Below are 11,092 nucleotides of genomic sequence, written 5' to 3' on the forward strand. Positions count from 1 at the left end.
CGCCCACGCCGGCGAGATCGTTCAGTGGTACGCCAAGCGGCCCGTTACGGTGTCGTCGGCGGCGGCCATCGGCGTCTCCAATTCATGCCTGCGCATAATCCCCGGCGCGTTCGGGCGGTTCCCCTCTCGTGACAGAGGAAGCGGCATCCAGTAAAGGGCGCCCCTCAGCATATTCGACATCTGGCGAGCGACTCCATGGCCGGCCATTCCAAATTCAAGAACATCATGCACCGCAAGGGCCGCGCAGACGCGGTCCGTTCAAAGCTCTTTTCACGCCTGTCACGGGAAATCACCGTGGCGGCCAAGTCGGGGATGCCTGACCCGGCGATGAACCCCCGGCTGCGTCTGGCGGTGAACAACGCCAAGGCCGAATCGATGCCGAAGGACAACATCGAGCGCGCCATCAAGAAAGCCTCGGGCGGCGAAGTCGATGCGATGGAGGAGATCCGCTACGAGGGCCGCGGGCCCGGCGGCGTGCAAATCATCGTCGAAGTCCTGACCGACAACCGCAACCGCGCCGCCTCAGGCGTGCGCTCGGCCTTCGCCAAGAACGGCGGCGCCCTGGGCGAATCGGGCTCGGTCACCTTCATGTGGGACCGGGTCGGCAAGATCCACTATCCCGCCGAGGCGGGTTCTGAAGACGCCGTGATGGAGGCCGCCATCGAAGCCGGCGCCGCCGACGTCGAAAGCGACCTGGTCAAGCCCGACATCTATGAGGACGCGCCGGGTCACACCATCTGGACCGCCTTCGAGGACCTGAACGAGGTGGCCGAGGCCATGTCCAAGGTGCTGGGCGATCCGAAGTCGACCGCCATTGTCTGGAAGCCGCAGTCGGAAATCGACCTGACGGGCGATTCCGTCGGCGTTCTGTTCAAACTGCTGGACGCCCTGGACGGCGAAGACGACGTGCAGCAGGTCTATTCGAACGAAAACATCTCGGACGAAGACGCGGCCAAGTTCGCGGGCTGATCCGTACACGACGATCCTGACCTCGGCGCCGGCCCCATGCGGGAGCGGCGTCGGGGATCAGGAACCGGACTTGAGTCCGGAGGCTTCTTAAGGCGCAAGCCTTGCCGAGAGGAGCCCGCCCCATGGACATCACCCAGCTGATTCTGGACGACCACGCCGAGCAGCGCAGGCTGTTTTCCCTGATCGAGCAGATCGGCGCGGACGACATCGAGGCGCTGGAGGCGGTGTGGGGGCGGCTGTCGGCCTTTCTGGACGCCCACGCCGAGGCCGAGGAACAGCACTTCTATCCCGAGCTGTTGAAGCTGGGCGAAGGCGCCAACGACGCCGACGACGGCACGGTCCAGGGCGAGACCGAGGACGCCATCGAGGATCACAACAAGCTGCGCGACGCGGTCAAGGCCGTGGCCGGCCACAGGGTCGGCAGCCCTGCCTGGTTCGACGCGATCGGCGAGGCCAACGTCGTCAACTCCAAGCACATGGGCGAAGAAGAGCGGCAGGGGCTGACGGACTTCCGCCGGAACGCCGACCTGCAGACGCGGCACGATCTGGGCGTGCGTTTCGCCGCCTTCCAGGCTCGTCACATCACCGGGGTGAAGCCGGTCAACAAAGACCCCGAAGCCTACGTCGAGAAACATGGCTGACGCCGCCTGGCTGGAAACCGTCGTCCTGCCCATCGCCGGCGCGCTGGTCGCGGGCGGTCTGATCGGGTTCGAACGCGAATGGCGCGGCCGAGCGGCGGGGTTCCGCACCCACATCCTGGTCAGCCTGGCGTCCTGCCTGCTGATGCTGGCGGCCATGACCCAGGCCGACTGGGCCTTTCGCGCCCTGCCGAACGAGAACATCGTCACCGACCCGACCCGCATGGCCCATGGGGTGCTGACGGGAATCGGCTTCCTGTGCGCCGGGGTCATCTTCCGCACCGGCTTCTCCATCCACGGCCTGACGACGGCGGCGTCGCTATGGATCACCTCGGCCATCGGCCTGCTGTTCGGTGCGGGGCTGTTCGCCCTCGGCGCGGCGGGAACGGTGATCACCGGCCTGATCCTGGTCGCGCTGAGACTGGTCAGCGCCCGCCTGCCGGACCGCACCCTGACCGACGTGGAGGTGCGCTGGCGTCGCGACGCCCCCTCGCCCGAGGCCGAGGTCGAGGCCGCCTTGCGCGCGGCTGATCCCAAGCCGGCGCCTGACCGGTTCGAACTGATCGACGACGGCGCTGTCGTGCGCCGCAGCTGGCGCATCCAGTCCGAGGACGAGGCGGCGCTGAAGGCCCTGGCGGGGCGGTTATCGGCCTTGCCCGCCGTCTGCGGCTATGTGCTGGACCCGCGCGACGACTGACGGCTTGCCGGGCGCCTCTGCGCGGTCCAACCTGATCGGTCGTTGGGAGCGTTTGGATCATGGCGATCGACTGGGGCGTGACGCATTGGGGCGTCGAGGAGCTGAGCCTGCTGGCGCCGGTGGCCTCGGCCATGGTCGCGGGCGGGCTGATCGGCATCGAGCGGACCTATCACGGCCATCCCGCCGGGTTCCGCACGCACATCCTGGTCTGCATGACCTCCTGCGTCCTGATGCTGGCGGCCATGCATCAGGCCAGTTGGGGCTTCGTCGCCCTGCCGGAGCAGCGGCTGGTGATCGATCCGACGCGGATGGCGCACGGCATACTGACCGGCATCGGCTTCCTGTGCGCCGGGGTCATCTTTCGCGAGCGGTTCTCGGTCCACGGCCTGACCACGGCGGCTTCGCTGTGGACCACCTCGGCCATCGGGGTGATGTTCGGCGTCGGCCTGTGGAAGCTGGGTCTGATCGCGGCGGGAGCGACCCTGCTGGTGCTGGCCATCCTGCGCTTTCTGGATGCGCGCCTGCCCCATGTCGGGGTGCTGGACGTCACCCTGCGCTGGACGCGCGGCGCCGCGCCGGAAGAAAAGGCGCTGCACGCCCTGCTGGCCGAGAACGGGCTCAGCCCCACGCGCATCGGCCACGTCGTCAGCCCCGACGGCCAGATCCACGAACAGCACGTCAAGGCGCGCGGCCCCATGCCGCTGAAGGTCGACGCCCTGTCCCGCGTCCTGGCCGAGCAGGCGGGTCTGGCGGGCTATTCCGTCATGCCCAGAGATGACTGAAATGCCCGATAAGGCTCCACAATGGCGCAAGTTCAAACAGGGCGCTCGGGCAGGGCTTTTCCTTCCCATGCTGGGCGGAATCTTCATTGGCAGCGTGAGTGGAATTTTGAACTTTGGCGAAGCGATCCTTACACGTTCATTTCCCGAAGGTTTCTGGATAGTGACGCTGGTAACCATAGTCATTTTTGCGATCAGTGGCCTGATGTGGCTGATACGCCGCGCGATAGCCCGCAATCTCAGATCCTAACTCGATCGTTCTATAGCCTGACCAAGCGCCCGGTCATTGTTCGCTAACCCTCTTTGGGGCAATAGGAACGGATGGCGAACGAAACGACTCGGATCCTAGGGCTGGACCCCGGCCTGCGCCGCACCGGCTGGGGCGTCATCGAAAGCGAAGGCAGCCGCCTGCGCTGGATCGCGCACGGCGTTGTTGCGCCGAATGAGAAGGCGCCTTTCTCTGAACGGCTGCTGCATCTGCTGGAGCAGGTGGGCGAGGTCTGTGCCGCCTATGACTGCGACGAGGCGGCGATCGAGGAGGTCTTCGTCAACGTCAATCCGGCCTCGACGCTGAAGCTGGGCCATGCGCGGGCGGCGGTCATGCTGGCCCCGGCGCGGGCGGGTCTTTCCGTCGCCGAATACGCCCCGACCCTGATCAAGAAGGCGGTAGTGGGCGCAGGGCAGGCGGACAAGAGCCAGATCGCCTTCATGGTGAAGCGCCTACTGCCCGCCTCGGGCGACGTGAAGGCCGACGCCGCCGATGCGCTGGCCGTGGCCGTCACCCACGCCCATCATCGCCGGTTCAAAACGGTAGCGATACGAGGCGCGGCATGATCGGTCGTCTGCGGGGTGTTCTGGCCGAGGTCGGCGAGGCGGAATGCCTGATCGACTGCGGCGGGGTCGGCTATGTCGCCACCTGCGGGGCGCGGACGCTGGGCCGTCTGCCGGCGCCGGGCGACGAGACCTTGTTGTTCATCCAGAGCCAGTGGAGCCAGGATCAAGGGCCGCGCCTCTATGGCTTCCTGAGCCGGGACGAGCGCAAGGTCTTCAACCTGATGCTGACGATCCAGGGCGTGGGGCCGAAGGCGGCGCTGGGCGTGCTGGACGTGCTGCCGCCCGCCGAACTGGCCGCCGCCGTCGCGCGCGAGGACAAGGCCGCAGTCGGCCGCGCCAACGGCGTGGGGCCGAAGCTGGCCCTGCGCATCGTCACCGAACTGAAGGGCAAGAGCCTGTCTGAGGGCGTGTTCGCCCCGACTGCGCCGGGCGTCCACGCCGAAACCGCCATCGCCCCTCCGCCGCCCAGCGTGACGGGCGAGGCGGTCGCCGCCCTGCTGGGTCTGGGCATCGCCGAGGTCAACGCCCGCCGCGCCGTCGATCACGCCCTGACCAAGCTGGGCGAGGACGCCGAACTGCCGCTGGTCATCCGCACGGCTCTGCAGGAGCTCGGACGATGAGGCCCGCCCCCGTCATTCCTTCTCCCTTGAGGGGAGAAGGTGGCTCGCGAAGCGAGACGGATGAGGGTGAGGCCGGGTGCGGGCGAACCTCTTTCCGGATGAGCGCGCGGAAACAGCACCCTCATCCGAGCGCCTCCGGCGCCCACCTTCTCCCCTCAAGGGAGAAGGGAGGATGCAGCGCATGACCGACGACCGCATCATCTCGCCCGCGCCCGCGCCCGGCGAGCAGCACGACCGCGCCCTGCGGCCCCAGACCCTGTCCGAGTTCGTCGGCCAGTCGGCGGCCAAGGGCAATCTGAAGGTCTTCATCGACGCCGCGCGCGCGCGGTCCGAGGCGCTGGACCACGTCCTGCTGTTCGGTCCTCCGGGGCTGGGCAAGACGACGCTGGCGCAGATCGTGGCGCGCGAACTGGGCGTGGGCTTCCGCGCCACCTCCGGCCCCATCCTGGCCAAGGCGGGCGACCTGGCGGCCATCCTGACCAATCTCGAACCGCGCGACGTCCTGTTCATCGACGAGATCCACCGCATGTCCCCGCTGGTGGAGGAAATCCTCTATCCGGCGATGGAGGACCATGTGCTGGACCTGATCATCGGCGAGGGCCCGTCGGCGCGCAGCGTGCGCATCGACCTGGCGCCCTTCACCCTGGTCGGGGCGACGACGCGGGCGGGCCTACTGGCGACGCCCCTGCGCGACCGCTTCGGCATTCCGCTACGGCTGGAGTTCTATACGCCTGAGGAACTGACATCCGTGATCCGCGGCGCGGCGCGCAAGATGGGCGCGGCCATCACTGAGGACGGGGCGATGGAGATCGCCCGTCGGGCGCGCGGCACGCCGCGCATCGCCGGGCGGCTTTTGCGACGGGTGCGGGATTTTGCGGACGCCGAAGGCGGCCCTATCGACCGGCTGGCCGCCGCGCGAGCGCTGGCGCGGCTGGAGGTGGACGAGGCCGGGCTGGACAGTCTGGACCGTCGCTTCCTCAAGGCTCTGATCGAGAACTACGGCGGCGGGCCGGTCGGCATGGACACCCTGGCCGCCGCCATCGCCGAGGCGCGCGACGCGGTCGAGGACGTGATCGAGCCCTATCTGCTGCAACAGGGCTTCATCCAGCGCACCCCGCGCGGCCGCATGGCCTGCGCCCGCGCCTATGAGCATCTGGGGCTGGAGACGCCCCAGACGCCGCCCGTCGCCGCGCCGGACCTGTTCGGCAAATAGGCCGTCCCTACCCCGCCATCAGGGCCTCGACCTCGGCACGGTCGCCGAGCGACGGCTGCGCGCCCGGCCGGGTCGCCGCCAGCGCCCCCGCGGCGCATGCGAAGTGAAGCGCGGCGTCCGGCTGCATGCCCTCCAGCAGGGCCACGACGATCGCTCCGACGAAGGCGTCGCCCGCCCCGACCGCGTCCACGGCCGTGATGCGCGGCGGCGTGGCCCAGGCCATCGCCACCCCGCGCCGATACATGACCGCGCCACGCGCGCCCTTGGTCACGACCACCAGTCCGCCGCCGACGTGCAGGGCGTCGCCGTAGAAGGCGGCCTCCGTTTCATTGACCACCAGCAGGTCGGCGCGGCGCAGCAGGGCCTCCGACACCGGCGCGGCCGGCGCCAGGTTCACGCAGACGAAGTCCGTCGCCCGGCCCACCGCCGCCTCCACCGTCTCGATCGGCAGCTCCAGCTGGGCGATCAGCGGCGTCTCGATCCGGGCGGGCAGTTGCTCCGGCGTGACGAAGTGGTTGGCCCCGGCGGCCACGGTGATCTGGTTCTCGCCGGTCGGGTCGACGGTGATCAAAGCCACGCCGGTCGGGGCGGCGATGTCCGTCTCCACCCCTGACAGGTCGACGCCGTGCGCCAACATCAGGGCCACCGCCGCGCCTGACATCTCGTCATCGCCGACCCGGCCGATCAGCGACACCTCGGCGCCCAGCCTGCGCGCGGCCAGCGCCTGATTGGCGCCCTTGCCGCCGGGGTGGCGCGACAGGGCGGCCCCCGTCACCGTCTCGCCCGGCGCAGGCAGAGACGGCGCCGCCGCCACCATATCCAGATTGATCGAGCCGACGACGGTGATCCTCATGCGCCTTCTCCCAGCCTCTGTGTGATCAGGGCGAAGACCCCGGCCGCGTCGGCCTTCGTCGCCCAGAAATGGTTCGCCCCGGCCGCCTCGACGCGGAACTCGACCGCCGTGTGGCCGCGGGTCAGGTCGCTGTCCGTCTCCACCGCGATGCGGCAGGGCGTCAGCTCGAACAGCTTCGGCTTCAGCAGCCACGCCACGGTGCAGGGGTCGTGCAGCGGTCCCGCATCCCAGCCGACGATCCGCCGCTCCACCCGCTGGGAAAAGCGCAGCATGGCCGCCGCCGTGCGGGCCGAGGTCGTGGGCAGGGCCTCGATCGCCGCGATCCGGTCCTCGGTCGCCCGCACCTGATGGGTGGCGTCCAGCCCCATGACGATCATGCGGCAGCCCGAAGCGAAGACCTCGGCCGCCGCGTCCGGGTCGGCCCAGATGTTGAACTCGGCCGAGGCGGTGATGTTGCCGCCCTCCGAGCGCGCCCCACCCATGACCACCACCGGCCCCAGATGCGCCGCCAGCCCCGGCTCGGCCCGCAGGGCCAGCGCCAGATTGGTCATCGGCCCCATGACGGCCAGCGCCACGGAACCCGCAGGCCGCGCCATCACCAGCCGCACGAGCGCCTGCGCCGCCGTTCCATCGCTCACAGCCGCGGCGGGCTCGAACGGGGTCAGGTCGCCCAGCCCCTCAGCCCCGTGGAACTCGCCCGCCCCGGCCGGGTCGCGGCGCAGGGGGCGGTCGGCGCCCGCGAACACCGGCACGTCCTCGCGCCCGGCGATCTGGCGCAGGATGCGGGCGTTGCGCGCGGTCTTTTCGGCGCTGACGTTGCCCCCGACCGTGGTCACGGCCAGCAGGTCGAGGTCAGCAGAAGCGAAGGCGGTCAGCAGCCCCGTGGCGTCATCCACGCCGGGGTCGCAATCAATGATCAGGCTCTGTTTCACCGATCCGGTGTGCCGCTTGGCAGGCGCGGAATCAATGCCCGGCGCGCCTTGCCTCCTCCCTCCGCGCGCCCATATAGTCCGTCACACACGCTGTTCCAGAAAGCCGCCGCCATGACCGACGCCGCCCCGCTCAAGCCGCTGAAGATCGACTTCGTCTCCGACGTCATGTGCCCCTGGTGCGCCGTGGGGCTGGGCGGGCTCGAACAGGCTTTGGAGCGTCTGGAGGGCGAAGGGATCGCCGCCGACATCACCTTCCAGCCGTTCGAATTGAACCCCGACATCGCGCCCGAGGGCGAGAACATGGGCGAGCACCTGGCCCGCAAATACGGCTCCACCCCCGAACAGTCGGCCGCCAACCGCGCCGCCATCACCGCCCGCGCAGCCGAGGTCGGGGTCGAGATGAACTTCCGCGACGACAGCCGCATGTGGAACACCTTCGACGCCCACCGCCTGCTGCACTGGGCCGGGCTGACGGCGCCGGACAAGCAGGCGGCGCTGAAGCACGCCCTGTTCGGCGCCCACTTCACGCAGGGCCGCAACGTCTCGGACGCGGGCGTCCTGACCGAAGCCGCCGAGACCGCCGGGCTGGACCGCGCCGAGGCGGCCGAGGTGCTGGCCTCCGGCCGCTACATGCAGGAGGTGCGCACGGCCCAGGCCCTGTGGCGCGCGCGGGGGATCACCTCCGTCCCCGCCGTGGTGGTGGAGGACAAATATCTGATCTCCGGCGGCCAGCCGACGCAGACCTTCGTTAACGCCCTGCGCGAAATCGCGGGCAAGAACTGACCCTTCTCCCCTTGAGGGAGAAGGTGGTCCGTCAGGACCGGATGAGGGGTGTCGGCGCGACGCCCCTTATTTCGGACGTTCAGCCGGTTTCCGCGCACCCCTCATCCGTCTTGCTCCGCAAGCCACCTTCTCCCTCAAGGGGAGAAGGGTCGGGAAAAACAGAGTCCAATTCGTCTGAATCGTCTGAAATCGCCCCCTCGCCTAGCTCTGCCCTTTCTGGCGCGAGGCGGGCGCTGAGGGCGTTGATGCGGGCCTCGACGGCGCGGCGGCCGGCGTGGTCGTCGGGGGCCAGGCGGGCGGCGTCGCGGGCGACGGCGGCGACCGCCTTCATGTCGGCTTCCAGCGTGTCGAGCGGGTCCGGTTCGGGCGCGGGCGGCGGGCTTTCAGGCTCGGCGACGGCCAGCAGGGCCGGGTCCGTCAACGCGCGCCAGGTGCGCAGCCACGACGCCGCCTCGGCCGCCCGGCCGCGCCGCACCGCCCGGTTCAGACGCATCAGGGCCTGCGCCGCCATCGCGGCCAGATCGGGGGCGTCCGCCGCCGCCTCCTCGACCGGATCGTCCTCGTCAGGCCAGGGGTCCGGGTCGCCCGCGTCGCAGCGGCGCCAGCCCTCGCGCGCGGCGCGGGACCGCAGCGTCCCCAGCTTCAGCCCATAGCGGTCGCAGACGGCCTCGGCCGTATCCCCGGCCAGATAGTCGCGCCGCGCCGCGCCCCAGACCGCCTCGGAGCGGACGCGATAGCCATCCCGCGGCGCCGGGTCTTCGTAGTAGTGGCCGCGCGGGGCGTCAGCCGGTTCGGCCCGCTCGGCGGTCGAGGGCCGCACATGGTCGGGGATGTAGGTGGTGTCGCCGTACTCGTCCTGCTCCCACCGGCCGGAGGCGATGATGCGCGGCGCCTCCTCATGCCAGTCTTTCTCGGGCCAATCCTTCTCCCGCTCTTCGTCCATCACGCCGCCTCCTGCCTGAAAGGCGGAGGATGACGGACGGGTGCGTCAGGATCGGACGGGGCTTCTCCTCCCTACGCAGTGGGGAGGTGGATCGGGCGCGCAAGCGACCGAGACGGAGGGGCCGCTTGGTTCCGCTGTCCTAAAGCCCCTCCACCGCTACGCGGTCCCCCTCCCCATTGCATGGGGAGGAAAGAGGATCAGGCTCGCTTGCGTTTGGGTTCGAGCTTCGGCGCGGGGGCGCCCGTGACCAGACGGCCCTTCCAGCCGGGCGGCGGCAGGAACTTGCCGGACTGCTCCTCGCGCGTGCCGTGCTTGGCCGTCTCGGCGGCGCGGCGCAGAGCCTTCAGGGTGGTTTCGTGATCAAACAGCGGCTTGTTCATCGCGGTCCCCAATCTAGCAGTTCGGGGGTCTCGCCGCCACTGGCGTAGACCTGCCAGCTATCGGCCAGCGGCTTGTAGACGGTTTCGAGGTAGTCAAGGCTGAGCGGATAGCGCCGCCTCAGCGTCTCTTCGGGAATGCCGTGGCCGCCGCGCGCGACCCGGTGCGCGACGCGGGCGATGGAGGCCTCGACCGAGGGCAGGCGCAGATAGACCAGTTCAAAGCTGTATCCGGCCGCCTTCCAGTCGCGGATGCGGCGGGCGTGGGTGCGCGTGGCCAGCGTCGTCTCCAGCACCACGTCGGCGCGGGCGGCGGTCAGTTCCTCCAGCCGCTCCAGCACCAGCCGCCCGGCGGCCAGATCACGACCGGGGCCATGCGGCAGGGACCGCGCCACTTCATCCGGATTGACGAACTGAAACGCCTCGGCCCGTTCGCGCAGGAAACCGTTGATGAAGGTGGTCTTCCCGGCGCCGTTCGGCCCGGCGAGGAGGACGAGAGTGGGCATGACTGCCTACTGCGCTTTTAACCCTCTAAGCGCTTTTAGAATTCTCATGCCCGCCTGAAATTCTATCGCACTACCAGTATAGCGAGATTCATAAAGACCTTGGAGGTTGGAAGGCAGCGATACGCCCTGCTCGACAACCAATATGAACCTCCCTCGGTAGAGAGCCATCGCGGCGCCAATTTCGATCAAGACGTTCGGGTTGATCTGCGGATGCTCCTTGCCATCTGCGTCGGTTAGGACACCCTCCGAGCCTACGTGGATTACGGCAGCGCTACAGCTCCGCATGTCATCCATTACTTTGTCGGGGATTGGCTTGGCAGCGGTCTCAGTTCTAGTTGAGATTATAGGTTCAAAACCGCCTAGCTCGACGACTTCCTTAATCTGATCCAAGATCGCATGGTTCTTGCCATGCGTGATAAAGACACGGTTTGTGTTGCTGGCGTTAGCCGCAACTGCCGGGGCCGAAACAGCGGGAGGCAGCACTGAAACTGGCACCTCATGCTCGCTTTGTGTGATGTCGCAATCATCAAGCTCGGAGTGCTGGAGCGAGCGGTCGGCGACCGGTTGCGCGACGTCTAGGGACACAAACGGACCGGTCTTTGTTTGTTTGATGAAGCCGACGTGCTCGCCGTTCCGCTTGAGGAGCGAAAGTACGCTGTCAGCCCGATCTTTAGGGATGCCCTTCTGAATCAAGACATTGGCCGCAATGTCGTCACGCGGGAATTTTGCGCGGTCATAGTGACGGAAAAACTCACCAAGGATGCGTGGCTTGAGTGCCGCTTCCTGCAAAGCAATGGTGTCCTCGCCCTCGCTCGTAGGAGCTACTACTCGGCGGCCTAAATCGGTGAGACTAATCTCGGAAGCGTTGTATCCACCGTCCGTCAAACCGTATGCTAGGCTCAGGACCCATTGAATTGCGGCGTGCGATCTGATTCAGGCTCCTGAGGA

The 11,092-nt window shown here is 68.4% G+C and carries 15 protein-coding genes; 9 read left to right on the top strand and 6 right to left on the bottom strand.

Annotated elements, in window-relative coordinates:
• Positions 1–195: 195 nt before the first annotated feature.
• The 8 genes from FM111_RS12105 (at position 196) to ruvB (ending at position 5,750) form a co-directional block, all read left to right on the top strand.
• Complete coding sequence (locus FM111_RS12105) at positions 196–969, top strand: YebC/PmpR family DNA-binding transcriptional regulator (protein WP_087141197.1); 774 nt, start codon at positions 196–198, stop codon at positions 967–969.
• 122 nt (positions 970–1,091) lie between these two features.
• The gene (locus FM111_RS12110) at positions 1,092–1,610 is read left to right on the top strand and encodes a hemerythrin domain-containing protein (RefSeq protein ID WP_087141198.1); all 519 of its coding nucleotides are present in this window, start codon (positions 1,092–1,094) and stop codon (positions 1,608–1,610) included.
• Positions 1,603–2,304, top strand: coding sequence for an MgtC/SapB family protein (locus FM111_RS12115; RefSeq protein ID WP_087141199.1), 702 nt, complete (start codon positions 1,603–1,605; stop codon positions 2,302–2,304). The genes FM111_RS12110 and FM111_RS12115 overlap by 8 nt, the downstream gene beginning before the upstream one ends.
• A gap of 59 nt (positions 2,305–2,363) precedes the next feature.
• Positions 2,364–3,086, top strand: a complete 723-nt coding sequence (locus tag FM111_RS12120) for an MgtC/SapB family protein (RefSeq protein WP_087141200.1) — start codon at positions 2,364–2,366, stop codon at positions 3,084–3,086.
• A gap of 1 nt (position 3,087) precedes the next feature.
• Positions 3,088–3,333 (top strand): hypothetical protein, encoded by a 246-nt coding sequence (locus FM111_RS12125; RefSeq protein WP_087141201.1) that lies wholly within the window; start codon positions 3,088–3,090, stop codon positions 3,331–3,333.
• A gap of 71 nt (positions 3,334–3,404) precedes the next feature.
• Positions 3,405–3,917: a crossover junction endodeoxyribonuclease RuvC gene (ruvC, locus tag FM111_RS12130; RefSeq protein ID WP_087141202.1), complete on the top strand. Its 513-nt coding sequence runs from the start codon at positions 3,405–3,407 to the stop codon at positions 3,915–3,917.
• On the top strand, positions 3,914–4,537 hold the full coding sequence (gene ruvA, locus FM111_RS12135) for a Holliday junction branch migration protein RuvA (protein ID WP_087141203.1): 624 nt from the start codon (positions 3,914–3,916) through the stop codon (positions 4,535–4,537). Before ruvC ends, ruvA begins: the two co-directional genes overlap by 4 nt.
• 181 nt (positions 4,538–4,718) lie before the next feature.
• Positions 4,719–5,750 carry a Holliday junction branch migration DNA helicase RuvB gene (gene ruvB / locus FM111_RS12140; protein ID WP_087141211.1) on the top strand — a complete coding sequence of 344 codons (1,032 nt, stop codon included), beginning with the start codon at positions 4,719–4,721 and terminating at the stop codon, positions 5,748–5,750.
• Between the two features lie 7 nt (positions 5,751–5,757).
• Here ruvB and FM111_RS12145 read toward each other — a convergent pair whose 3' ends face one another.
• Together FM111_RS12145 and FM111_RS12150 are read right to left on the bottom strand one after the other, a co-directional pair.
• A complete protein-coding gene (locus FM111_RS12145; protein ID WP_087141204.1) occupies positions 5,758–6,603 on the bottom strand; it encodes a ribokinase in 846 nt (281 codons plus the stop codon).
• Positions 6,600–7,535: a nucleoside hydrolase gene (locus tag FM111_RS12150; RefSeq protein WP_087141205.1), complete on the bottom strand. Its 936-nt coding sequence runs from the start codon at positions 7,533–7,535 to the stop codon at positions 6,600–6,602. The genes FM111_RS12145 and FM111_RS12150 overlap by 4 nt, the downstream gene beginning before the upstream one ends.
• Before the next feature lie 111 nt (positions 7,536–7,646).
• Between FM111_RS12150 and FM111_RS12155 the strand changes: the two genes are divergently transcribed.
• Positions 7,647–8,318, top strand: coding sequence for a DsbA family oxidoreductase (locus FM111_RS12155; RefSeq protein ID WP_087141206.1), 672 nt, complete (start codon positions 7,647–7,649; stop codon positions 8,316–8,318).
• A 79-nt stretch (positions 8,319–8,397) separates the two neighbouring features.
• Here FM111_RS12155 and FM111_RS12160 read toward each other — a convergent pair whose 3' ends face one another.
• From FM111_RS12160 to FM111_RS12175, 4 genes are all read right to left on the bottom strand, one after another.
• Positions 8,398–9,261: a hypothetical protein gene (locus FM111_RS12160; RefSeq protein WP_087141207.1), complete on the bottom strand. Its 864-nt coding sequence runs from the start codon at positions 9,259–9,261 to the stop codon at positions 8,398–8,400.
• Positions 9,262–9,458: 197 nt separating this feature from the next.
• Positions 9,459–9,641, bottom strand: a complete 183-nt coding sequence (locus FM111_RS12165) for a hypothetical protein (RefSeq protein ID WP_087141208.1) — start codon at positions 9,639–9,641, stop codon at positions 9,459–9,461.
• Positions 9,638–10,144 carry a zeta toxin family protein gene (locus FM111_RS12170; RefSeq protein ID WP_087141209.1) on the bottom strand — a complete coding sequence of 169 codons (507 nt, stop codon included), beginning with the start codon at positions 10,142–10,144 and terminating at the stop codon, positions 9,638–9,640. Before FM111_RS12170 ends, FM111_RS12165 begins: the two co-directional genes overlap by 4 nt.
• Before the next feature lie 6 nt (positions 10,145–10,150).
• Positions 10,151–11,029 carry a TIR domain-containing protein gene (locus tag FM111_RS12175; protein WP_179205092.1) on the bottom strand — a complete coding sequence of 293 codons (879 nt, stop codon included), beginning with the start codon at positions 11,027–11,029 and terminating at the stop codon, positions 10,151–10,153.
• Between the last annotated feature and the right edge of the window lie 63 nt (positions 11,030–11,092).

Source organism: Brevundimonas diminuta 3F5N (assembly GCF_900163625.1).
GTDB classification, from domain to species: Bacteria; Pseudomonadota; Alphaproteobacteria; order Caulobacterales; family Caulobacteraceae; genus Brevundimonas; species Brevundimonas diminuta_A.